The organism is Pseudophaeobacter sp. 1A16562, from assembly GCF_041008785.1.
Taxonomy (GTDB): Bacteria; Pseudomonadota; Alphaproteobacteria; order Rhodobacterales; family Rhodobacteraceae; genus Phycobacter; species Phycobacter gallaeciensis_A.
On sequence record NZ_JAXGFT010000001.1, the window covers coordinates 108,760 to 130,777 of the forward strand.

The 22,018-nt window shown below is 61.2% G+C and carries 22 protein-coding genes; 6 read left to right on the plus strand and 16 right to left on the minus strand.

What is annotated here, in order from left to right; translation table 11 throughout:
• Positions 1-2: 2 nt before the first annotated feature.
• The 10 genes from SM764_RS00500 to coxB all read right to left on the minus strand — a co-directional run bounded on the left by SM764_RS00500 (position 3) and on the right by coxB (position 8,717).
• Positions 3-842: an MBL fold metallo-hydrolase gene (locus tag SM764_RS00500; RefSeq protein WP_369000915.1), complete on the minus strand. Its 840-nt coding sequence runs from the start codon at positions 840-842 to the stop codon at positions 3-5.
• A gap of 307 nt (positions 843-1,149) precedes the next feature.
• Entirely contained in the window at positions 1,150-1,740 is a 591-nt protein-coding gene (locus SM764_RS00505) for a GNAT family N-acetyltransferase (RefSeq protein WP_274831287.1), read from the minus strand.
• Positions 1,740-3,005, minus strand: coding sequence for a M16 family metallopeptidase (locus SM764_RS00510; RefSeq protein ID WP_369000744.1), 1,266 nt, complete (start codon positions 3,003-3,005; stop codon positions 1,740-1,742). The genes SM764_RS00505 and SM764_RS00510 overlap by 1 nt, the downstream gene beginning before the upstream one ends.
• Positions 3,002-4,390 carry a threonine synthase gene (gene thrC / locus SM764_RS00515; protein ID WP_369000745.1) on the minus strand — a complete coding sequence of 463 codons (1,389 nt, stop codon included), beginning with the start codon at positions 4,388-4,390 and terminating at the stop codon, positions 3,002-3,004. The genes SM764_RS00510 and thrC overlap by 4 nt, the downstream gene beginning before the upstream one ends.
• Positions 4,391-4,394: 4 nt before the next feature.
• Positions 4,395-5,081 (minus strand): SURF1 family protein, encoded by a 687-nt coding sequence (locus SM764_RS00520; protein ID WP_369000746.1) that lies wholly within the window; start codon positions 5,079-5,081, stop codon positions 4,395-4,397.
• 129 nt (positions 5,082-5,210) lie between these two features.
• The gene (locus tag SM764_RS00525) at positions 5,211-6,026 is read right to left on the minus strand and encodes a cytochrome c oxidase subunit 3 (RefSeq protein WP_065272707.1); all 816 of its coding nucleotides are present in this window, start codon (positions 6,024-6,026) and stop codon (positions 5,211-5,213) included.
• Positions 6,027-6,049: 23 nt separating this feature from the next.
• Complete coding sequence (locus SM764_RS00530; RefSeq protein WP_065272706.1) at positions 6,050-6,637, minus strand: cytochrome c oxidase assembly protein; 588 nt, start codon at positions 6,635-6,637, stop codon at positions 6,050-6,052.
• Positions 6,637-6,807, minus strand: a complete 171-nt coding sequence (locus SM764_RS00535; RefSeq protein ID WP_065272705.1) for a cytochrome c oxidase system small membrane protein — start codon at positions 6,805-6,807, stop codon at positions 6,637-6,639. The genes SM764_RS00530 and SM764_RS00535 overlap by 1 nt, the downstream gene beginning before the upstream one ends.
• Position 6,808: 1 nt before the next feature.
• The gene (gene cyoE, locus SM764_RS00540; protein WP_369000747.1) at positions 6,809-7,750 is read right to left on the minus strand and encodes a heme o synthase; all 942 of its coding nucleotides are present in this window, start codon (positions 7,748-7,750) and stop codon (positions 6,809-6,811) included.
• 127 nt (positions 7,751-7,877) lie between these two features.
• Positions 7,878-8,717 carry a cytochrome c oxidase subunit II gene (coxB, locus tag SM764_RS00545; protein WP_065272704.1) on the minus strand — a complete coding sequence of 280 codons (840 nt, stop codon included), beginning with the start codon at positions 8,715-8,717 and terminating at the stop codon, positions 7,878-7,880.
• A gap of 207 nt (positions 8,718-8,924) precedes the next feature.
• Between coxB and tldD the strand changes: the two genes are divergently transcribed.
• The 3 genes from tldD to topA all read left to right on the plus strand — a co-directional run bounded on the left by tldD (position 8,925) and on the right by topA (position 14,684).
• Positions 8,925-10,346, plus strand: coding sequence for a metalloprotease TldD (tldD, locus tag SM764_RS00550; RefSeq protein WP_065272703.1), 1,422 nt, complete (start codon positions 8,925-8,927; stop codon positions 10,344-10,346).
• Between the two features lie 257 nt (positions 10,347-10,603).
• Positions 10,604-11,800, plus strand: coding sequence for a DNA-processing protein DprA (gene dprA / locus SM764_RS00555; protein WP_369000748.1), 1,197 nt, complete (start codon positions 10,604-10,606; stop codon positions 11,798-11,800).
• Positions 11,801-11,987: 187 nt separating this feature from the next.
• Complete coding sequence (gene topA / locus SM764_RS00560; RefSeq protein WP_369000749.1) at positions 11,988-14,684, plus strand: type I DNA topoisomerase; 2,697 nt, start codon at positions 11,988-11,990, stop codon at positions 14,682-14,684.
• Positions 14,685-14,751: 67 nt separating this feature from the next.
• Here topA and SM764_RS00565 read toward each other — a convergent pair whose 3' ends face one another.
• Positions 14,752-15,882 (minus strand): Hint domain-containing protein, encoded by a 1,131-nt coding sequence (locus tag SM764_RS00565; RefSeq protein ID WP_274831294.1) that lies wholly within the window; start codon positions 15,880-15,882, stop codon positions 14,752-14,754.
• 258 nt (positions 15,883-16,140) lie between these two features.
• On the opposite strand from SM764_RS00565, the gene SM764_RS00570 reads away from it, so the two are divergent.
• Together SM764_RS00570 and SM764_RS00575 are read left to right on the plus strand one after the other, a co-directional pair.
• Positions 16,141-16,863 carry a CoA transferase subunit A gene (locus SM764_RS00570; protein WP_065272699.1) on the plus strand — a complete coding sequence of 241 codons (723 nt, stop codon included), beginning with the start codon at positions 16,141-16,143 and terminating at the stop codon, positions 16,861-16,863.
• A complete protein-coding gene (locus SM764_RS00575; protein ID WP_065272698.1) occupies positions 16,863-17,492 on the plus strand; it encodes a 3-oxoacid CoA-transferase subunit B in 630 nt (209 codons plus the stop codon). The genes SM764_RS00570 and SM764_RS00575 overlap by 1 nt, the downstream gene beginning before the upstream one ends.
• 252 nt (positions 17,493-17,744) lie before the next feature.
• Here the strand turns inward: SM764_RS00575 and SM764_RS00580 are convergent, their stop codons facing one another.
• The 4 genes from SM764_RS00580 to SM764_RS00595 all read right to left on the minus strand — a co-directional run bounded on the left by SM764_RS00580 (position 17,745) and on the right by SM764_RS00595 (position 20,236).
• A complete protein-coding gene (locus tag SM764_RS00580) occupies positions 17,745-18,704 on the minus strand; it encodes an alpha/beta fold hydrolase (RefSeq protein WP_274867046.1) in 960 nt (319 codons plus the stop codon).
• A 56-nt stretch (positions 18,705-18,760) separates the two neighbouring features.
• Entirely contained in the window at positions 18,761-19,375 is a 615-nt protein-coding gene (locus SM764_RS00585; RefSeq protein ID WP_065272697.1) for a pyridoxamine 5'-phosphate oxidase family protein, read from the minus strand.
• Between the two features lie 35 nt (positions 19,376-19,410).
• Positions 19,411-19,875 (minus strand): nuclear transport factor 2 family protein, encoded by a 465-nt coding sequence (locus SM764_RS00590; protein WP_369000750.1) that lies wholly within the window; start codon positions 19,873-19,875, stop codon positions 19,411-19,413.
• Between the two features lie 100 nt (positions 19,876-19,975).
• Entirely contained in the window at positions 19,976-20,236 is a 261-nt protein-coding gene (locus tag SM764_RS00595) for a hypothetical protein (protein ID WP_369000751.1), read from the minus strand.
• A 220-nt stretch (positions 20,237-20,456) separates the two neighbouring features.
• Between SM764_RS00595 and SM764_RS00600 the strand changes: the two genes are divergently transcribed.
• Positions 20,457-21,038 carry a TetR/AcrR family transcriptional regulator gene (locus SM764_RS00600; protein ID WP_065272695.1) on the plus strand — a complete coding sequence of 194 codons (582 nt, stop codon included), beginning with the start codon at positions 20,457-20,459 and terminating at the stop codon, positions 21,036-21,038.
• A 23-nt stretch (positions 21,039-21,061) separates the two neighbouring features.
• Here the strand turns inward: SM764_RS00600 and SM764_RS00605 are convergent, their stop codons facing one another.
• Entirely contained in the window at positions 21,062-21,886 is an 825-nt protein-coding gene (locus SM764_RS00605; protein ID WP_369000752.1) for a lytic transglycosylase domain-containing protein, read from the minus strand.
• Between the last annotated feature and the right edge of the window lie 132 nt (positions 21,887-22,018).

Sequence of the window (22,018 nt, forward strand, 5' to 3'; positions counted from 1 at the left end):
GCTTACTCGTCTTTGCGCAGATAAGAGGGGCGCAGCACATGGATCGTCGGCCTGTCCGGCAGGCTGCGCAGCGAAACAGTGATATCTGCCGCGCCATCCTGCACCACATCGAACTCCGGCCCGATCTGCGACAGGAAACGCTCCAGCGAGTAATCGGTGAACCAATGCATCGGCAGGATTACCGAGGACCGCAGCCGGTTCAACACCTCGACCATTTCAGGCAGCGCCAGGGTCATGCCGCCATCCACGGCAGCCATTACCACATCAAGCCGCCCCAGCGCCGCGAACTGCTCGGGCGTCGGCACGTGGTGCAGATGGCCTAGGTGCCCGATGCACAGCCCGGCGACCTCAAACACGAAAATCGAATTCCCGGCCACCTCGACCCCATCGCTGTAGGCAGAGCGGATATCGGTGGGCACGTTGCGGATCAGCATTTCACCCAGATCCAGATGGTGGCTGATCCCCTCACCAAAGGCACCCCAGCCTTCCAGCACATGCGGGATGGCCGGATCGGGGTGGGCGGTCCAATGGGTTTCATGAGCGTGGTTCATGGTGACCGCATCCGGGATGAAATTGGCCGATCCGGTAAAGCCGGTGAAGTCGGTCACCACGTTCAGGCCGCCTTCGGTCTGGATCAGAAAACTGGCATGCGAGAGGTAGCGGATGCGCACCGAGTGCTGGGGCACCGGCGCCTGCCAACTGGCCTTGTGCAGATAGGCGATCCCGGGCGAGGCCTCCGCCAGGGCGATGCAATGGCTGGCGCGGCGCTCCTGCGCCGCCAGAGGGGCGGCGCTGGCGACGGCGAAAAAGACTGAAACCAGAAACTGAACAAAAACACGCATGGCAGAAGTGTAGCGCACTCGCCCTTTCTGTCAGCCTGTTTTACGCAAAATCAGCGCAAGAGAGCCTTTGCCGCCGACATCTGTCGCTCTCTTATACGCCACCCGGTCCTGTACTGGGGCGCAAGGCTCCCGCCCGGCCCGCGGCATTCACAGAATGCCCCTGCCCCGTTGGGCCCGGCGCCGCGCCAGGCGCGGCGCTGCACCGGGCAGCGCACGGTGCCATGCCCAAGGCCGCCAAGGGGCATCGGCACAACCGGTGCATCTGCTGGCGCGGGAGGGGTCGCCCTCATACTTCGAAGAGGTATTTCTAAGCCTGACCAACCAGGGTCTTGCCGCGCCTATCGTGGCGCAGCGAGGCGTAGAGCACATGCGTGCGCCAGCGGCCATTGATCTGCAGATAGGATTGCGCCACGCCTTCGTATTTGAAGCCTGAGCGTTCCAGCAATCCGCGCGAAGCCACGTTTTCCGGCAAGCAGGCTGCCTCGATTCGGCTGAGGTCCAGCTTGCCAAAGGCATGATGCACCACCGCGCCAATCGCCTCGGCCATGTAACCACGCCGCGCAAAGGGCTGCCCGGTCCAGTATCCAAGGGTACCCGCCTGCGCCGGGCCGCGGCGGATATTGTCCAGCGTGATCGCCCCCACCAGTGCCTGATCCGACCGCCGGATCAGGAACAGCGGCAGCGCCGAGCCGGAGGACACCGCCCGCTGCGCCCAGTAGACCCGGTTGGTAAAGGCCTTGCGGCTTAGGTGATCCGGCGCCCAGACCGGCTCCCAAGGAACAAGATAATCCTGGCTTTGCAGCCGCAACGCGGCCCAGCCGTGAAAATCGCCATGCACCGGCGGTCTGAGCGTCAGACGTTCTGTTTCAAGCCGGACTTTACGGCGGGACAGCAGCATCAGGCAGCGCGCCTCTCCTGCAGCCGCGCCAGACTGGGCGCATCTGCGACCGGACCATAAAGCGCCAACGCCGCCGGTGCGGCGACCGCAAGGCGTTCGGCCAAAGCCCGCACCCCGGCGACGGTTACCGCGTCAATGCGGGCCACGGTATCCTCCAGCGGCGGCACCCGGTCCCAGATCTGCACCAGACGGGCCAGACGTTCGGCCCGGTTCGACGGGCTTTCCAGCCCCATCAGCATGCCGGCCTTCATCTGCGCGCGCGCACGCGCAACCTCGTCTTCGCGCATATCTTCGGCGGCGCGCTTCATTTCGTCGATGGTGATATGCGCCAGATCGGCAAGCTGATCGCCCGAAGTCCCTGCATAAATCGTCGTCGACCCGGTATCCGCATAGGCGCCTGCCTGCGCAAAGATAGTATAGCAAAGACCCCGCTTTTCCCGGATTTCCTGGAACAGACGCGAGGACATGCCGCCGCCAAGGGCGCTGGCATAGATCTGCGCGGTGTAGATCTCATCATCGCGGTAGCCGGGGCTTTCAAGAGCCAGCGCAAAATGAGCCTGCTCCAGCTGCTTATCCCGCCGCGCCTCGCCGCCACCGGTAAAGCGCGCGGCATCCGGTTCCGGCACTGGCCGTGGCGCCATATGGCCGAACTGCGCCTCGGCCAGCCGCACCAGCGCGTCGTGATCCACCGCACCGGCCGCGGCCAGAATCATCTGTCCCGGTCCGTAGTGCTGATCGACAAAGCCTTGCAGGTCATTGCGGGAAAAGCTGCGAATGCGTTCTGCCGGGCCCAGAATGGTGCGCCCCAGCGCCTGATCGCGATAGCTTTCTTCCTGCAACCAGTCAAAGATCACATCGTCCGGCGTATCCAGCGCCTGACCGATCTCCTGCAGGATCACCCCGCGCTCGACCTCAATCTCACGCGGGTCGAACACCGGATTGAGCAGGATATCCCCGATCACATCCATCGCCAGCGGCACGTCATCCTTCAGAACCCGCGCGTAATAGGCTGTAACCTCGCGGCTGGTATAGGCGTTGATATAGCCTCCCACATCCTCGATCGCCTCGGCAATCTGCAGCGCCGACCGGGTCTCAGTCCCCTTGAAGGCCATATGCTCAAGAAAATGGGCGATCCCGTTCTGTTCAGGCCGCTCGTGGCGGCCGCCTGCTGTCACCCAGATCCCGATAGAGGCGGATTCCAGCCCCGGCATGTTCTCCGAAACGATGCGGAACCCGTTGGCGAGTGTGTGTTGCTGGACTGTCAATTCGCGATGTTCTTTCTGATATGCGCCTCAAGGGCGGCCAGATCGTTGTCGATGCGGGTGACGCGCTCGTCGCGCTCATAAAGATCCGCCATGCGGGCGGGCAGCGGCGGGTGTATACCACTCGCCTCTTCCACCGCGGCTGGGAATTTCGCCGGGTGGGCCGTCGCCAGCGTCACCATGGGGATATCGGCAACGCGCAACTGGTTTGCAACCTTCACACCAACGGCGCCGTGGGGGCACAGCAGTTCGCCAGAGGCGGCCCATTCGGATTTGATCGTCGCCATGGTTTCTTCTTCCGAGGCCCGGCCCGAAACATAGGTCTCCTGCAGCGCCTGCATGGCGCCCTGGCTGACCTCAAAGCCGCCCGTCTTCAGCTCATCCATCAGTTGACCCACGGCAGCGCCATCCTGCCCGTAGGCGTAGAACAGGGCGCGTTCAAAGTTGGAAGAGACCTGAATGTCCATCGACGGGCTGATCGAGGGAATGGTGTCGCCCTTGAAATAGCCCTGCCCCGAGAGGCAGCGGTGCAGAATATCGTTCTGATTGGTAGCGACCACCAGCTGGTCGATGGGCAGGCCCATCTGTTTGGCGATATAGCCGGCGAAGATGTCACCAAAGTTGCCCGTGGGCACGGTGTAGCTGATCTTGCGATGCGGCGCGCCAAGGCTGACGGCGGAGGAGAAGTAATAGACCACCTGCGCCAGCACGCGGGCAAAGTTGATCGAGTTCACACCGGCAAGGCGCACGCTGTCGCGGAACTCAAAATCGTTGAACATGTCCTTGACCGCCGCCTGGCAGTCGTCGAAGTCGCCTTCGACCGCCAGCGCGTGCACGTTGGTGTCCCCAGGGGTTGTCATCTGGCGGCGCTGCACCTCGCTGACGCGGCCGTGTGGGTAAAGGATGAAGACATTGACCGCATCCAGCCCCCGGAAAGCTTCAATCGCGGCAGAGCCGGTATCGCCAGAGGTGGCGCCGACGATGGTCACGCTTTCGCCGCGGCGTTTCAGGGCGACTTCGAAGAGCTGACCGATCAGCTGCATCGCGAAGTCTTTGAACGCGAGGGTCGGGCCGTGGAACAGCTCCAACAGGAAATGATTGGGCGCCAGCTGTTTCAGCGGCGCGCGAGCAGCGTGACCAAACCCGGCATAGGCCTTGGCGATGATCTCGCGGAATTCGTCATCGGTGAAGCAATCGCCGAGGAAGGGACGCATCACCCGGAAGGCAGTTTCCTCGTAAGACAGGCCCGACAGGGCCGCGATCTCATCATGGCTCATCTGCGGGATCTCGGCGGGCACATAAAGGCCGCCGTCGCGGGCCAGCCCGGTCAGCATCGCCTCTTCGAACGTCAGCTCGGGCGCCTGCCCGCGGGTGGAGATGTATTTCATCGCTTCAGCCTTCGGATTTGGCGCGGTTGCGCCACAGGAAATAGGCGGTCATCGCGGCCCAGATAAAGGCCAGCGAAAACCAGGTGAGTGCATATTGCAAGTGGTCATTGGCAATGCCCGATATGGTGACGGGCTGCGGCAGGGTCGCGCCGGGATCCACTACGTCCGAGCGCAGCTCGCGCAGGATCACCATCGCCGGTTCGGTGTCCAGCTCTGCCGCCATCGGCGCAACGTCGCGGGCATACCAGATGTTCTTTTCCGTGTCCGGCTCCGGTGTGAACCCGTCCACCTCGACCGGCCAGTGCAGGTTGCCGATCACGGTCGCCCGGCCGGTGGTGCGGGTCTCATCCTTGCGGCTGGCGATGATGAAGCCACGGTCCAGCAGCAGGCGACGACCGCCGTCGGTCACGAAAGGCGCGATAACGCGATAGCCCGCGCCGGTGCCCTGGATCGAGGTCAGAACGTGCAATTCACCCGGCAGGATCTCGCCCTCAAGACGCACAGGCAAGTATTTGTCACGCTCCGGCTCCAGCACCTCGGGCAAGGGGCCGGGGGCATCCGCAATGCGCGCTTCGATGGTGGCCAGGATGTCTTCCTTCCATGCCAGGCGCTGCATCTGCCAAATCCCAAGCGATAACAGCGCCAATAGGCCCAGCCCGCCAACAAGGGATAGAAAGATAAACCGCCGCATCGCGTCCTCATCGCCAATGGAAAAGCGCGCGGAGGAAGCCCCCGCGCGCTGCGTTTCTTACGGGCTGTCTGCGGATTTTGGAACCACAAACCTGTACCCGCTACAATTTCCGGTGTCGCCCGGGTCGGCTTAGTGCGCCAGACCTGCGGTGCCCCAGACGTAGACCGCTACGAAGAGGAACAGCCAGACAACGTCAACGAAGTGCCAGTACCAGGCAGCGGCCTCGAAACCGACGTGCTGCTCGGGGGTGAAGTCACCTTTCAGCGCACGGATAAGGCAAACCGTCAGGAAGATAGTGCCGATGATCACGTGGAAACCGTGGAAACCGGTGGCCATGAAGAAGTTCGAGTAGAACTCATCAGCGCCGAATTCCCAGCCTTCGTGCAGCAGGTGCGCGTATTCATAGCCCTGAAGGAAGGTGAAGAAGAGGCCCAGAACGATACCGATGGACAGGCCCTGAACCAGCGCCTTGCGGTCGTTGTTGTGCACCAGTGCGTGGTGCGCCCAGGTCACGGCACAGCCGGACAGCAGCAGGACCAGGGTGTTGATCAGCGGCAGGTGGAAGGCATCGACCGGATAGATGTCGGGCTGCACATAGGAGGTGCCGACATAGGTTTCCATCGGGTAGATGGCGTGTTTGAAGAACGACCAGAACCAGGCGAAGAAGAACATCACCTCGGACATCACGAAGAGGATGAAGCCATAACGCAGGCCGATGCGGACCACCGGGGTGTGATCGCCCTGACGGCTTTCGGCCACCACTTCGGACCACCAGGCGAACATGACATAGAGCACCATCGCCAGGCCGCCCCAGAACAGCCATGCCGTGATGCCATGCATCCACAGCACTGCGCCGAACAGCATTGCAAACCCGCCTACGGAGCCCAGAAACGGCCAGATCGACGGCGGCAGAATATGAAAGTCGTGATTTTTAGCATGCGCCATTTAAGTGTCCCTCACCTAGCGGCCTAGTTCGTGGTTATGCCTGCCCCGGCTTTATCACCGGTGTCGAGAGCGGCATAGCCCTCGGGCAGATCGATTTCATAGAACGTGTACGAAAGCGTGATCGTATGCACGTATTTTGCGTCCCGGTCGTTGACGATTTCCGGATCCACAAAGAAGGTCACGGGCATCTGCACCCGCTCCCCCGGTTGCAGCACCTGCTCTGTGAAGCAGAAACAGGCGATTTTCTCAAAGTAGCCACCGGCCGAATAAGGCGTCACGTTATACGCTGCCTGCCCCGCGACGGGGTGGTCGGTTGGATTGTATGCTTCGTAGAAGGCCAGACCGGTCTCGCCGATCTTCAGCTCCATCTCGCGCTGCACCGGTTTGAACTCCCAGGGCATGTCGCGTTCCTTGGAACCGTCAAAGCGCACCGTGATGGTCTGATCCAGCACAGTATCCGCGCCTTGCTCGGCCACCCCGGTGACGCCGCCAAATCCGGTGACCCGGCAGAACCAGTCATAGAAGGGCACCGATGCCCAGGACAGCCCGCCCATCAGCGCGACCACGCCGACCAGTTGCAGAACCGTTTTCTGAGGTCCTTTGATCGCCATCAGCCCTGCCCCGCCTGTGATTGGGTCTGCGGGAATTTGAAGCCGTTCGAGGTGACCTTGACCATGGTCAGAGCCAGCACCAGCACCACAAAGGCGCCCAGCAGCAGGCCAACGCCCATGTTGCGCCCGAGGCGCCGTTTGTGCAGTTCATGTTCCTTGCGCAAAGCCATATTACCAGCCTCCCAGACCATAGGGTTTCAACAGGGCTTCGGCGAGAATCGCGCCGAAGTGCAAAAAGAGGTAGAGCAGCGACAGCTTGAAGAAACTGCGCTCAGCCTTGAAATTGTCGGCCTCGCTGTCGTCCTCATCGCGGCGGAAGATCTTCCAGGCGCCGTGCAGGAACAGCGCGTTCAGTACCACGGCCACGGCCAGATAGACCGGACCACCGATGCCCGAGTACCCGGTGCCCACAGCCAGAATCGCCAGCAGGATGGTGTAGACGAGGATATGAACGCGGGTGGCGCGGCGACCGCGGGTCACGGTCAGCATCGGAACGCCCGCATCATCGTAATCCGAGCGCATGAACAGCGCCAGCGCCCAGAAGTGCGGCGGCGTCCACATGAAGGTCAGCGCGAACATCAGCCAGGGCTCAACCGACATGGTGCCGGTGGCGGCGATCCAGCCGATCACCGGCGGGAAGGCCCCGGCGGCACCGCCGATGACGATGTTCTGCGGCGTCGCCCGCTTCAGCCACATGGTGTAGATGACGACGTAAAAGAAGATGGTGAAGGCCAGAAACGCACCGGCAAACAGGTTCGTCGCCAGTCCCAGCATGATGCAGGAAAGGCCCGAAAGCGCCAGGCCAAGGCTCAGCGCCTCGCCCTTGTCGACCTTGCCTGCGGGAATTGGGCGCGACTTGGTCCGTTTCATCACCTGATCGATATCCGCATCCCACCACATGTTGAGCGCGCCAGAGGCGCCACCACCGATGGCAATGAACAGAATCGCGGCAAATCCGATGACAGGATGCACACCAACCGGAGCAGCCAGCAGGCCGACGAGGGCCGTAAACACGACCAGTGACATCACGCGCGGCTTCAGCAGGGCGAAATAATCGCCAAAGCTGGGCTCGTCTTCGCTGATGGTGCTGGCATTGATGCTTGCGTCGCTCATGTCAGTCTCTTCGGCCACTGAAGGATGGCCGCGCGGGCGCATCCTCGTTGCATTTAAGATGGTGCTATGGGCGCTACCATCGCGGCGCGCCCATGTTCGGGGCCGGACGTTCCGGCCCCTGCTTTAATCAGTTGGAGGCAACCTGATAGGACTGCGGCAGACCCGCATATTCCTCGATCGCGCCATCCAGCCATGCGTCATAGGCTTCCTGGCTGACCACTTTTACAGTGATCGGCATATAGGCGTGGTCCTTGCCGCAGAGTTCAGAGCACTGACCGAAGTAGATGCCTTCTTTGGTGGGCTTGAACCACAGTTCAGCCAGACGGCCGGGAACCGCGTCCTGCTTCACGCCGAAGGCAGGCATCGCCCAGGAGTGGATCACGTCGGCGCCGGTCACCTGCATCACGATGGTCTTGCCAACCGGGACAACAACAGCGGTGTCTGTTGCTAGCAGGTACTCGTCCTCGGCATAGCCGTAATCGGCCAGTTCGTCCTTGGCGAGGAGGAAACTCTCATAGCCAAACTCGTGGTCGACGTATTCATAGCCCCAGTACCACTGGTAGCCGGTTACTTTGATGGTGACGTCGGCTTCGGGAATTTCCTGCTGGCGGAACAGTTCCGGCAGCGAGAAGGAGCCGATGAAAACCAGGATCAGGATCGGGATCACGGTCCATGCGATTTCGATCGGAGTGTGGTGGGTGAACTGCGCCGCGTTGGGGTTCGCGCGCTTGTTGAAGCGAACGATTGCGAACAGCAGCAAACCAGCCACAAAAACGCAGATGGCGGTGATGATCACCAGGATCAGCCCGTCCAGCATGTGAATGCCTTCCGCCAGTTCAGTTGCGGCCGGCTGGAAACCCAGACCGCCGTTGGTCGGCTTACCAATGGATTCAAGACCTTCTTGCGCTGTGGCTGGAAGGCTTGAGAGGCCAGCGAAAAGGCCCGAAAGCATCAAAGCATTCTTCATATCGTGTCCTGATCGTTTGATCGCGTTATTAGCTGCTACCGGTAACGTCGCTGGAAAGCTTGATTCCATAAAACGCACCGAACCCGTTGTCTTTGACGCTGCTTAAAATCATATTCCAACGTGCAGATAAAGAGGCAGGCGAGCGGCAAAGCGTCGCTTTCTTGATTTAGATCAAAAAAAACCGCCGTCGCGAAGAGGATTTGAGACATGGAAACCACGGCCTACCGCCCGTTTGAGACCAGCCTCCCCGAGGATGAGGCGCTTGGCGTGCTGCGCAGCGCCACTCAAGGGGCCGACGATGGCGAGATTTTTGCCGAGCGGCGCAAATCGGAGGCGCTGGTGTTTGATGACGGGCGGCTGCGCAGCGCCAGTTACGATGCCTCCGAAGGCTTTGGCTTGCGGGCGGTCAATGGCGATGTGGCGGGCTACGCCCATTCCACCGACGTGTCGATCAGCGCTCTGACCCGCGCCGCGGAAACGGCGCGCCTTGCGGTGGGCGATGGCGGCGGCACCTATGCCGAACCACCTGCGGCCACCAACAGACATCTTTACGCCGACACCGATCCGATCAGCGCGCTGCCCTTCCCGGTGAAGGTCGAGACCCTGCGCGAGATCGACGCGTTCGCCCGCGATCTGGATCCTCGGGTGGTTCAGGTCTCGGCGACGCTGGCGGCCTCCTTGCAGGAAGTAGAGATCCTGCGCGCCGACGGGGTACGGGTGCGCGACGTGCGCCCGATGACCCGGCTCAATGTCTCGGTGATCGTGGAACAGGACGGCCGCCGCGAAAGTGGCTCGGCCGGAGGCGGTGGTCGGGTTGGTCTGGACGGGTTGATTGATCCCGTTAGTTGGCAGGCCAAAGCCCGCGAAGCGCTGCGAATCGCGCTGGTCAATCTTAAAGCAGTGCCTGCACCCGCCGGGGAGATGGAAGTCGTGCTTGGGCCGGGCTGGCCGGGTATCCTCCTGCACGAGGCCATCGGTCACGGTCTTGAGGGCGATTTCAACCGCAAGGGCAGTTCGGCCTTTGCCGGGCTGATGGGGCAGCGGATCGCCTCCCCGGGAGTCACAGTGCTTGACGATGGCACCATCCCGGATCGGCGCGGCTCGATTACGGTCGACGATGAAGGTACCCCTAGCCAGAAAACCACCCTGATCGAAGACGGCATTCTGGTTGGCTTCATGCAGGACCGCCAGAACGCCCGCTTGATGGGGGTTGAGGCCACCGGCAACGGACGCAGGCAAAGCTATGCCCACGCGCCGATGCCGCGGATGACCAACACCTATATGATGGGCGGCGATGCCGACCCGGCGGATCTGGTAGCCGGAATCAAGGACGGGATCTGGGCCGTGGGATTCGGCGGTGGCCAGGTAGACATCACCAACGGCAAGTTCGTGTTTTCCTGTACCGAGGCCTACCGCGTGCAGAACGGCAAGGTCGGCGCACCGGTGAAGGGCGCAACCCTGATCGGCGATGGTGCCACCGCGCTGCAGCAGATTCGCGCCCTCGGCAACGACATGGAACTGGATCCCGGCATGGGCAATTGCGGTAAAGCAGGCCAATGGGTACCCGTCGGAGTCGGCCAACCCTCTGTTCTAATGGGGGGACTCACCGTTGGCGGGGCAGCAATCTAAGTAAAGATTCCCCGACCAAACCCTTCGGGGTTGAGCACAAAACGGACCCAACGGTCCGTTTTTTTGCGTGACTGTATCAGAAACTGAATCAGTCTTGCCGCCGAGAAGAAGGCGCCATTCGCGATCGCGCCAACTTTTTTCATTTAAAAACAAATAGCTATTCAAAGAATTCGAAAATCTTCGGAAAATTAAGGGCCATTCACCACCTGTTAACCCGTCAAGGTTAATTCTAATTGTGCAAACAGGCGGAGCAACGGATGACTGAAGAAGCATATTCTTCCACTCACCCCCCACTCCCACCCACCACGGAAGATCTCCGGCGTTCGTGGCTTCGCCTTTTGCGCTCCAGACGGGTAGGTCCGGCTACATTTTACCGGCTGATGTCTGAACACGGTTCAGCGCAGAATGCGCTGGAAGCGTTGCCTAAAATGGCACGTTCCGCTGGGTTCAAAGGGTATGAAATATGCCCTTCCGATGCGGTAGACGCCGAAATAAATGTCGCAAAAGCCGCCAAAGCGCGGCTTTTGTGCTTTTCGGATCCTGAATATCCCGCTCCGCTTGCGCACCTGAAAGACGCACCGCCCGCGCTTTGGGCCATTGGCGACCTGTCCTTGCTGCAACGCCCCATGATTGCCATCGTCGGGGCCCGCAATGCCTCCTCCCTCGGGACGCGGATGGCGCGGGCACTGGCGCATGATCTCGGTGCCGCAGGATATGTGGTCGTCTCCGGGCTGGCGCGCGGCGTGGACACCGCCGCGCATCTTGCCGCCCTGCCCTCCGGTACCATTGCCGTCATGGCAGGCGGCGCAGATGTGATTTATCCCTCGGAGAACACGAGCTTGGGCAAGAGTATCGGTGAGCAGGGTCTGATCCTGTCCGAACAACCCATGGGCCTGGCGCCCCAGGCCCGCCATTTCCCGAAACGCAACAGAATCATTGCCGGTCTGGCCCAGGCCGTTGTGGTGGTCGAGGCCGCAGCCAAATCCGGCAGCCTGATCACCGCCCGCGACGCATTGGATCTGGGCCGCGAGGTGCTGGCGGTTCCTGGCCATCCCTTCGATGCCCGCGCTTCGGGCTGCAACATGCTGATCCGCGACGGGGCGCAATTGGTGCGCAATGCCGCAGACGTGATCGCCGCGCTGCCGCCGGTGGAACAGTCTGCCCCTTTTTCAAGCCCTGCCGATCAGCCTGACGCGCCACCTGCCAACGCAGGCCTCGCGGATCTGCCGACGCCGCCTCCCGAACGGCGAAGCCTGCGCGAAACAGCCGCGCTGCATCAACAGGTTCTGGCTCGTCTTGGCCCCTCTCCCACGCCGGAGGATCAATTGCTGCAGGACCTGTCTGTCGCGCCAAAGGAGCTGTCCTCGGTCCTGACCGAACTGGAACTGGATGGCGCAGTCGACCGCCATCCCGGGGGCATGCTGTCCCGCCCGCCCGGAAGGGACGAGGGGTGACGTGGGCCAGCCGATCCGGGCAGGCAACCCGGTCCTCACAGCTTGCCCTACATGGCGCAAAACATGGTGCAAAGGCAGCGCAACGCATGCGTCCAAAGCCCACGGATTGACAATCTCCCCTTGCGCGCCACATGTTGCCCCGCCATAGAACGCGCAGTATCCGCCCCTCAAGAGGTCCTGAATTTACATGCCAGTTGTTGTCGTCGAATCCCCGGCCAAGGCCAAAACAATCAATAAATACCTGGGCTCTGACTACACTGTGCTGGCGTCTTACGGACACGTCCGTGACCTGCCGCCAAAGGATGGGTCGGTCGATACCGAGCATGAGTTTGACATGAAATGGGAGGTCGGAAACGACAGCCGAAAACACGTCAAGGCCATCGCCGACGCTCTGAAAGAAGACAACGCCCTGATTCTCGCGACTGACCCTGATCGCGAAGGAGAAGCGATCAGCTGGCACCTGCAGGAAGCGCTGACCAAGCGCCGTTCGATCAAGAAGGACACACCGGTGAGCCGCGTGACCTTCAACGCGATCACCAAGGAAGCCGTCGCCGAAGCGATGAAAAACCCGCGTCAGGTGGATATGCCGCTGGTCGAGGCCTATCTGGCCCGCCGCGCGCTGGATTACCTCGTGGGCTTCAACCTGTCGCCGGTGCTGTGGCGCAAACTGCCCGGCGCACGGTCCGCAGGCCGTGTGCAATCGGTCTGCCTGCGTCTGATCGTTGAGCGCGAGATGGAGATCGAAGCCTTCAATCCGCGCGAATACTGGTCGGTGAAGGCGCAACTTTCGACCCCGCGCGGGCAGGAATTCGAAGCACGCCTGACGGTCCTGGGCGGCGACAAGCTGGATAAATACAGCCTCGCCAACTCCACTGCCGCAGACCTGGCGGTCAAAGCAGTTTCCAGCCGCGACCTGAAGGTGCAATCGGTGGAGGCAAAGCCTGCCTCCCGTAACCCGTCGGCGCCCTTCATGACCTCCACCCTGCAGCAGGAAGCCAGCCGCAAGTTCGGCATGGGTGCACGCCAGTGTATGAACGCGGCGCAGCGGCTTTATGAGGCAGGCTATATCACCTATATGCGGACCGACGGTATCGACATGGCGCCCGAGGCGGTTCAGGCCGCCCGCGCCGAGATCGAAACCCGCTATGGCGCCGACTACGTGCCGTCCTCGCCGCGCATTTACAAGAACAAGGCCAAGAACGCCCAGGAAGCGCACGAATGTATCCGCCCCACGGATATGAGCCGCGATGCAAAAAGCCTGAAGGTCAGCGAAGAAGAGCAGCGCAAGCTTTATGATCTGATCTGGAAGCGCACGATTGCCTGCCAGATGGAAGGCGCCCGGATGGAGCGCACCACCGTCGATATCGGATCAGGCGACGGTCAGGTGGTGCTGCGCGCCACTGGTCAAGTGGTGCTGTTCGACGGTTTCATGCGCGTCTACGAAGAGGGGCGCGATGATGTGGTGGACGAGGACGACAAGCGCCTGCCGCAAATCATGAACGGCGAAAACGTCAACTTTGCCTCCTCGCTGGCAGCGCAGGCAGAAAAAGCGGGCAAGGACGCCGCGATCCTGTCGGAGAACGCCGCCGTTCTGGGCCTGCAGCACCACACCCAGCCGCCACCGCGCTATACCGAGGCGACGCTGGTCAAGAAGATGGAAGAACTGGGTATCGGCCGTCCGTCGACCTATGCCAGCGTGATCACCACGATCCAGGACCGCGAATACGTCCGCAAGGAAAAGAACCGCCTGTTCCCCGAGGACAAGGGCCGGATCGTCACCATATTCCTACTGAACTTCTTCAAACGCTACGTGGAATACGATTTCACCGCAGCGCTGGAGGAACAGCTGGATGACGTCAGCGCCGGTGAGGCCGATTACAAGGACATCCTGAGCAATTTCTGGCGCGACTTTTCCGCTGCGATTGCCGAGACATCGGATCTGCGGATCTCCGAGGTGCTGGATGTGCTGGACGATGCGCTGGCGCCGCAGCTCTACCCGCCGCGCGAAGATGGCACCGACCCGCGCATCTGCCCCAAATGCGGTGCGGGCCAGCTGCACCTGAAAACCTCGCGCACCGGCGGTTTTGTTGGCTGCGGCAACTACCCGGAATGCAACTACACCCGCCCGATCTCTGGCGAAGGCGCCGAAGGCTATGAGCGGGTGCTGGGCGAGGATGACGGTGACGAGATCCACCTGAAATCCGGCCGCTTTGGCCCCTATGTCCAGCGCGGCGAGGCCACGCCGGAAAACAAGAAGCCGCCACGCTCCTCCCTGCCAAAACAGGGCCGCGATTATCTGCCGGGCTGGGGCCCGAACGAGATCACTCTGGAGCAAGCCGTAACGCTACTGACCCTGCCGCGCCAGATTGGGGAACACCCCGATGGCGGCATGATCGCCTCGAACCTTGGCCGGTTCGGTCCTTACATCATGCACCAGCGCCCGGATGAAGAAAAACCGGTTTACGTGAACCTGAAAGAGACGCTGGATGTATTTGAAATCGGGATGAACCGGGCGGTGGAAATGCTGGCCGAGAAACGCGCCAACCCGGGCCGTGGCCGCCGCGCTGCTGCCAAGCCGCTGAAAGAACTGGGCGAACACCCCGAAAGCGGCGGCGCTATTAGCATCATGGACGGTCGTTATGGGCCTTACGTCAAATGGGAGAAGGTGAACGCCACCCTGCCCAAGGACGTAGAGCCCAAGGATGTTACCGTGGAAATGGCGGTGCAGCTGATCGCCGACAAAGCGGGCAAGACCAAGAAGAAAGCCCCGGCGAAAAAGGCCGCGCCCAAGAAGGCCGCTGCAAAGAAAACCACCGCCAAGAAACCTGCGGCGAAAAAGACAGCCAGCAAGAAGACCGCAGCCAAAGACGCAGGCGACAGCTAGGCTCGACCATCGCCACACATGACCACCCTGCCCGGCCAGAAACCGGGCGGCATTCTAGGTTCAGCGCCTAGGCGCGATCCCACAGCATGCCTGGCGAAGCCTCCCAAGCGGCTGGGTTCGCCAAAGGCGGCCGTTTGTTACGCCGGTGACGCCGGACGAGGTTCGCAGCCGCAGCGCCGGAAATGCAGGGTCTGGCGGCACTTGGCGCGGGCTGTCCCTGCATCAGAAACGGCAGGCGTTTTCGCAGGCTGGCGCGGTTTTCCGGCGACAGGCCTGCCAGTGCGATGGGGCCCGGCAAAAAGCTTTCCACCGGTGCGCCTTCAGCGAAGAGGATTTCGTGCCGTTTGAGCATCAGGTGCCAGTAGTGATGCCTCGCTTGTACCACCGGCTGGGTGACGCCCGGCAGATCGATCATCTTCGTTGCCGGGACAAAGACCTGATCCGTTCCAAACATCCGGCCTGCAATGGGCGAGTCGAACAAAACCCGGTGCTGCGGCGACAGATAGAGATCGCGTTCCGGAAACCCCGCACCCAGCGCTTTTTCCCGAAGCCGGATCGGGGAGGTCCGCCGCCCCGCTGACACGGTTTCCTGCCCCAGCCAGATCAGGGGTTGAAACCCATGATCCAGCGTTTCCACGAGATCGCCGACCGACAGGCGCTCCACCGGGACCTCCCCGGCCGCTGCGCGTATCCGCGTTCCTTCAAGGAAGCAGACAACAAAAGCGTCGGCTTCGCGGTCGACATAGGCATGGGTGCCCGCGTCATTAACGATGCCGGTGAACGTCATCGAGCGAATGCCGCCATCATTCAGCACATCGTTTTTGGCCGACCCCACCAGGAAGGGCGCCAGAAAGGTGCGCCCGGACATATCCTGCAGCAACAGAATCTCGGCTGCGGCTGTGGAGCCGTCATTGAAGACGAGATCGACTTGGTAATCGATGACACTGTCGAGCCCCGACGCGATGCCATCAAAGATCACATCTTCGGGAGACCAGCCGTAATCATTGCTGGAAACCGCACCGTCACCGCTTGGATCATCGAGGGTGAGATAGTCCAACTGCTGATACAAGGGAGATCCAGCAGAGCCGAAGGTCATGCCGACCAGCGCCGCCGCATTCTCGGCCACCGCATCCTGTTCGTCAGGATCCAGATCGGCCATGGCGCCCAGATTGATAACTTCGATTGTTTTCTGAGCCAATACAGGGCTCCTACACGCAACATATTCAACTATTCCAACATTAGCCCAACAACTCTTAACATTCCCCTTTCCGGAAACCCGTGTCGCTGAGCATCATTGACAGTAGGTCCTGGCACGGCCATGCCACGCGGCACCGGTGGTCACGGCGTCGGTCATGGGAACCTGACTCCGTAGAAATACGCGTTTTTCTCCGTATTATTGACTCTGCCGACGCCGAGGCGCAGAACCCTCTCCAATAGGCAGTTTAGGGAGAACTCCGTGAAAAAAGTCTACTCCAACGCCGCCGAAGCGCTTGACGGGCTGCTTCATGACGGCATGTTCATCGCCGCCGGGGGCTTTGGCCTCTGCGGTATTCCAGAGCTTCTGCTGGACGCGATCAAAGACGCCGGCACCAAGGATCTGACCTTCGCCTCCAACAACGCGGGCGTTGATGATTTTGGCATCGGCATCCTGCTGCAGACCAAGCAGGTGAAAAAGATGATCTCCTCCTACGTGGGTGAGAACGCCGAATTCATGCGCCAGTACCTGTCCGGAGAGCTGGAGCTGGAATTCAACCCTCAGGGCACCCTGGCCGAGCGCATGCGCGCAGGCGGCGCGGGCATCCCCGGCTTCTTCACCAAGACCGGCGTGGGCACCGTCATTGCCGAAGGCAAGTTCGAAAAGCAGTTCCCGACCGGACCGGATGGCGCCATGCAGGACTACATCATGGAAGAGGGCATCTTTGCCGATCTCGCCATCGTGAAAGCCTGGAAAGCAGACGAAACCGGCAACCTGGTGTTCCGCAAGACCGCGCGTAACTTCAACGTGCCCGCCGCCACCTGCGGCAAGGTCTGCGTTGTCGAGGTCGAGGAAATCGTGCCCACTGGCAGCCTTGACCCTGATCACATCCACCTGCCCGGTATTTATGTGCACCGCATCATCCAGGGCGAGCACGAAAAGCGCATCGAACAGCGCACCGTTCGTCAGAAGGAGACCGCATAATGGCTTGGGATCGCAATCAGATGGCCGCACGCGCGGCACAGGAGCTGCAGGACGGCTGGTATGTGAACCTCGGCATCGGTATCCCGACGCTGGTGTCGAACTACATCCCCGAAGGCGTCGAGGTGACGCTGCAATCCGAGAACGGCATGCTGGGCATGGGCCCCTTCCCCTATGAGGGTGACGAGGATCCCGACCTGATCAACGCCGGCAAGCAAACTATCACCGAACTGCCGCAAACCGCGTTCTTCGATTCGGCACAATCCTTTGCGATGATCCGTGGCGGCAAGATCGCCATGGCAATCCTGGGCGCGATGGAAGTGGCCGAAAACGGCGATCTGGCCAACTGGATGATCCCCGGCAAGCTGGTCAAAGGCATGGGCGGCGCGATGGATCTGGTCGCAGGCGTTGGCCGCGTGGTCGTGGTCATGGACCACACCAACAAGCACGGCGACAGCAAGGTTCTGAAGGCCTGCACCCTGCCGCTGACCGGCAAGGGCGTCGTGGACCGCATCATCACCGGTCTGGGCGTTCTGGACGTGGTCGAAGGTGGCCTGAAGATCGTTGAGTTGGCCGAAGGCGTCACCGAAGAAGAACTGCGCGCCGCAACCGAGGCGACCATCGTCAACTGATTGCTTAGCGACATCAAAAACAAAAAAGGCCCGCCTGATACGTTAGGCGGGCCTTCTTTTTGGCCGAAGCGGGTGCAGGACCTCAGATCACCCGCGCCGTGCCAGAGGCGTACATACTTGCGCTGTGCCCACAGGAGATGACGGCCTGCAGCAGCGATGTAGCGCCCATGTCCTCGCCCTCGGTAATGTCGATGGCAAAGGCATTACGGCAGTAAACAGGCGGGGGCGGATATCATCCCGGCCCCCACCCTGTCAGTTGTTGATACGATCGAGAAAGCTCAGCATCTTCCCGGCGATTTCAGGACCCTTTTCCTGCAAGGCGAAATGGCCGGTGTTCAGCAAGTGAAACTCCAGATCCGTGAGATCGCGTTTATAGGGGTGCGCCCCTTCCTCGGGGCAGATCTGATCATTGGCGCCCCAGACCAACAGCGCGGGGGGCTGGTGTTCGCGAAACAGTGCCTGCCACTTGGGGTACTCGCTCAGGTTCGAGCCATAATCGAGGAACATTTCCAGCTGCACCTCCTGGTTGCCCGGGCGGTCCAGCAGATACTGGGCGTGCCAGAAATGGTCCGGGCTGACGCTGGCGGGGTTCTCTGCCCCATGGGTGAACTGCCATTTGGTGGCATCAAGGGTCAGAAAGCCGCGCAGCGCATCGCCGTTCTCCGGGCTGGGATCGGCCCAATAGGCGCGCATCGGCCCCCAGAATTCCCTTAGCCCCTCTTCATAGGCATTGGCGTTCTGGATGATGAAACCCGAGACCCGCGCCGGATCCTCGGCGAACATGCGAAACCCAACCGGCGCGCCATAATCGGTCATATAGACCGCGTAATTCTTCACGCCCTTCTGGTCCAGAAGCTGCGTCACCAGATCCGCCGTATTGGCAAAGCTGTAGTCATAGTCGGCAGCAAGCGGCATGTCCGAGGCTCCAAACCCGGGATAATCCGGCGCGATCACATGATACTCCTGCGCCAGCACCGGGATCAGGTCACGGAACATATAGGAAGAACTGGGGAACCCATGCAGCAGCAAAACCGTCGGGTTCCTGGGATCACCTGCCTCACGATAGGCAATCGTGAGGCCCTCGATCATTTGCGAGGAAAAGGCGGTCTCGGGCATCGTGGATGCCTGAGCCGACGGCGCCACCGCAGGAGAGAGCGTCAGCGCCGCCGTAACAAGGGCTGAATTCAGCATGTTCATCGGGTCGAATGTCATATCAATTTACCTCGTAACAGAACGTACTGCAGCCAGCAGAAACGGAATGGCTGCCTTCAGACCTTCTGGCCTGCTTTCAGTCTTTCATTCTCCGCTTTGAGCTGGGCCAGCTGGCTGCGCAGGGGGGCCAGGTGGGGCTCCAGCTCCTCCAGCGTCAGACGCTCGGGGATGTGGCTGGGGCAATTCCAGTCAAAGGCTTCCAGATGGATCAGGATGGCCCGCTCAGGCGCAGCGCGCGCGCCGGTCGGGAACAGGCCATCCGTGGCCTCTGCACCTTCGATGATTTCAACCGTGCCCCAGATCTTCAGCCGCCGCCGGTTCGGGTAATCCATCAGGATCATCGCGAGACGGGCGTTGTCGGTCAGGTTGCCAAGCGAGATATACTGCTTGTTGCCGCTGAAATCGGCATAGGCGATGGTCTTTTCGTCCACCACTTTCAGGAAACCGCGCGGCCCCCCCCGGAACTGGACGTAGGGCCAGCCGGTTTCCGAAACGGTTGCCTGATAGAAGCCGTCGCGCTCGGCGATAAAGGCGGCTTCGGCGACGCCGATCCGATCGCCGGAGCGTTCCGGGGTTTCCAGCAGGCGCCCATAGGCACGGGCAGACCCCTGCCGCTTCTGATGCTCACGCACGGATTCGGTAAAGGCAATTTCTGCAAAGGCACGGGGCATGGTTGCTCTCGCTTTCTTAGGACTGAACGGGCAGATCAGAGACCGAGGTCAGACAGACCGGGGTGATCATCGGGGCGACGGCCCAGCGGCCAGTGGAACAGACGCTCGTCTTCGCTGATCGGCTTGTCGTTGATCGAGGCGATGCGGCGCTGCATGCGGCCGTCTTCGGCGAATTCCCAATTTTCGTTGCCATAGGCCCGGTACCACTGGCCGCTATCATCGCGCCATTCATAGGCAAACCGCGCGGCAATGCGGTTGTCGGTAAAGGCCCAGAGTTCCTTGATCAGGCGGTATTCCAGCTCACGCGACCACTTGCGGGTCAGCAGGGCGCGAATTTCATCGTGGCCAGTGACGAATTCGGCGCGGTTCCGCCAGGGGCAGTTATCGGTATAGGCCGGCGCAACGATCTGAGGATCGCGGGTGTTCCAGCCATCTTCGGCAAGGCGCACCTTCTTTTTGGCGCTGGCTTCGTCGAAAGGCGGCAAGGGGGGACGGGTCATTCGGCGTGTCCTTTGGTCTTCAATTGGTTCGGAGGAGGAGAAGGTAAGGAAACCCCGGCCAGGGGGAGGCTTGGCCGGGGTTTATTGAGGGCGGCACCAATCAGTCGGCGGCCACCTTCAAGGCGAAAGCCGGGGTGTTGGCCTTCGCCACATGGGCAGCCACCGGGGCAGCCACATGAACGGAAAAAAGGGTTGCGAGAGCGGCAGCGCGGCTCGGCGCCATGACGCCATTGGCGGGGTCAGACGGAAGGGAAAGAACGGTAGCTTCCGGCGGTGGAGGCGCCAGCATCGCCACGGCAATACCTGCGGTCAGAACAACGGGAGCCAAAGGGGATCGCATGGGGCTGAATAGTCGTTTCATCTGCGCCTCCACTGCTGCGCTTGCTTAACTGTACTGATCGGTAAATCTTGAATTCAAAGTGTACTGATCGGTACCCTTTTGCAATTCATTTTTTGTGATGTCCATTGAACGAATTCGTGAACACGGTCTCAATCCTATGAAATTGTTCACTTTAATGTGTCGCAGTTGCCAACGCTGCACCTGCAAACTATGTACAGATCGGTACACAAAGAGACGAATCATGCGCCCAAACAAGCGAGACGAGCTGGTCCGAAAGGCCCTTGATGTATTTTACCGGAACGGGTTTCACGCCACCGGCATGGACAAGCTGGTGAGCGAAACCGGTGTGTCGAAGACATCGATGTACAAACACTTCCGCACCAAGGAGGATCTGATCCTCGCGGTGCTGCGCCTTCGGGATGAAAACTTCCGCCACTGGCTTTATCGCCGCATCGAAGAGCTGAGCGACACGCCGAAAGGACAGATGCTGGCGTTGTTCGACGCGCTTTCGGAATGGTTCACCAAGCCCGAGTTTCGTGGCTGCATGTTCATCAAGGCAAGCGCCGAGTTCCAGGAGATCAACCACCCGATCCACGCCCAGTCGGCCGCGCACAAGCAGATCCTGCAGGACCATTTTTCCGAAATCGCAGAGGCCGCCGACGCCAATGATCCCCGGCTGCTGGCCCGTCAGCTCCTGCTGCTGAAAGAAGGCGCAATCGTCTCGGCAGTGCTGGCGCGCGGCGGCGGGCTGGCCGGAGACCCCGCTGCGGACGCCAAAGAGGCCGCGCGCGGGCTGATTGATCTGCAGATCCCCTCAACCTGACACCTGCCCGGTTGTTCAACCGGTCATTCAAACCGGCGGAAAACGCAGCCGTCGGTGATCAACTCGGGCGGCGTCATGCACAGGCTGCGGGCTACCTGATAGGCCGCCAGCACCTTTGGCACGTAATCCCGCGTTTCCGGAAAGGGCGGCACGCCCTGATGGCTGCGCACCGCGCCCTCGCCCGCGTTATATCCGGCCAGGGCCAGAACCGCGTCGTTTTCAAATTCCTGCATCAGCCAATCGAGGTATTTGACGCCCCCCGCAATATTCTGCGGCGCCTCGAAGGCATCGGTAACCCCAAACCGGTTGGCGGTGTCCGGCATCAACTGCATCAGCCCCTGCGCCCCGGCCGAGCTTTGCGCATCTACCCGCCCCTCGCTTTCGACCGCGATCACCGCCAGAGCCAGCGCCGGAGAGACCCGTGTGCCCACACTGGACAAAAGGATCGGCGTGCCTTGCGCTGCAACGATGTCCTGCAGCAGCTGCAGCCGCGGCGCAGCAACGCCACCTGTGCCCCCGGGTGAGGAAAGCGCGGCGATGGCAAGCTCCAGACGTGCAGCGCCGGTTGTCGCCCCCAGTTCCGGCGCAACCTGCTCCCAGAACCACTCATAGCGCCCCGGCTGGATCTCTCCGTCAGCTTCGCCGGTCGCCACCGCTTGCGCTGGGGGCGCCTCTGCATTTGGTTCGATTTGCACGGTGATGCGCGGCCCTGCCCCGGGTTGCGGCGGCTTGACCCGCTTTGCCTCGAAGTCGGGAAAAGGTTTAGGCGCCTGTTCCGCGCTTACGGGAAAGGCAAGCCAAAGGGAAAACCACACCGCAACGGCGGCACGAAAACGACGAATGGTCATGGGACTATTCAAAATCCTGTGAAGCGCTCAGCTTTTGGGTCTCAAGACTCGGTGAAATCCCTACCCGAATCCAGTCCACAGGTTCAGAATCTGGCATATTCGCCATATTTACAGGGGCCTGCCGCGCAAAAG

Coding starts and splice junctions, on each gene's coding strand:
- SM764_RS00595 (WP_369000751.1), bottom strand. CDS start 20,236: ATGAAACGACTATTCAGCCCCATGCGATCCCCTTTGGCTCCCGTTGTT.
- SM764_RS00525 (WP_065272707.1), bottom strand. CDS start 6,026: ATGGCGCATGCTAAAAATCACGACTTTCATATTCTGCCGCCGTCGATC.
- coxB (WP_065272704.1), bottom strand. CDS start 8,717: ATGAAGAATGCTTTGATGCTTTCGGGCCTTTTCGCTGGCCTCTCAAGC.
- SM764_RS00535 (WP_065272705.1), bottom strand. CDS start 6,807: ATGGCTTTGCGCAAGGAACATGAACTGCACAAACGGCGCCTCGGGCGC.
- SM764_RS00505 (WP_274831287.1), bottom strand. CDS start 1,740: ATGCTGCTGTCCCGCCGTAAAGTCCGGCTTGAAACAGAACGTCTGACG.
- SM764_RS00530 (WP_065272706.1), bottom strand. CDS start 6,637: ATGGCGATCAAAGGACCTCAGAAAACGGTTCTGCAACTGGTCGGCGTG.
- SM764_RS00520 (WP_369000746.1), bottom strand. CDS start 5,081: ATGCGGCGGTTTATCTTTCTATCCCTTGTTGGCGGGCTGGGCCTATTG.
- SM764_RS00500 (WP_369000915.1), bottom strand. CDS start 842: ATGCGTGTTTTTGTTCAGTTTCTGGTTTCAGTCTTTTTCGCCGTCGCC.
- SM764_RS00590 (WP_369000750.1), bottom strand. CDS start 19,875: ATGACCCGTCCCCCCTTGCCGCCTTTCGACGAAGCCAGCGCCAAAAAG.
- SM764_RS00600 (WP_065272695.1), top strand. CDS start 20,457: ATGCGCCCAAACAAGCGAGACGAGCTGGTCCGAAAGGCCCTTGATGTA.
- SM764_RS00585 (WP_065272697.1), bottom strand. CDS start 19,375: ATGCCCCGTGCCTTTGCAGAAATTGCCTTTACCGAATCCGTGCGTGAG.
- thrC (WP_369000745.1), bottom strand. CDS start 4,390: ATGAAATACATCTCCACCCGCGGGCAGGCGCCCGAGCTGACGTTCGAA.
- tldD (WP_065272703.1), top strand. CDS start 8,925: ATGGAAACCACGGCCTACCGCCCGTTTGAGACCAGCCTCCCCGAGGAT.
- SM764_RS00580 (WP_274867046.1), bottom strand. CDS start 18,704: ATGACATTCGACCCGATGAACATGCTGAATTCAGCCCTTGTTACGGCG.
- SM764_RS00605 (WP_369000752.1), bottom strand. CDS start 21,886: ATGACCATTCGTCGTTTTCGTGCCGCCGTTGCGGTGTGGTTTTCCCTT.
- topA (WP_369000749.1), top strand. CDS start 11,988: ATGCCAGTTGTTGTCGTCGAATCCCCGGCCAAGGCCAAAACAATCAAT.
- cyoE (WP_369000747.1), bottom strand. CDS start 7,750: ATGAGCGACGCAAGCATCAATGCCAGCACCATCAGCGAAGACGAGCCC.
- SM764_RS00575 (WP_065272698.1), top strand. CDS start 16,863: ATGGCTTGGGATCGCAATCAGATGGCCGCACGCGCGGCACAGGAGCTG.
- dprA (WP_369000748.1), top strand. CDS start 10,604: ATGACTGAAGAAGCATATTCTTCCACTCACCCCCCACTCCCACCCACC.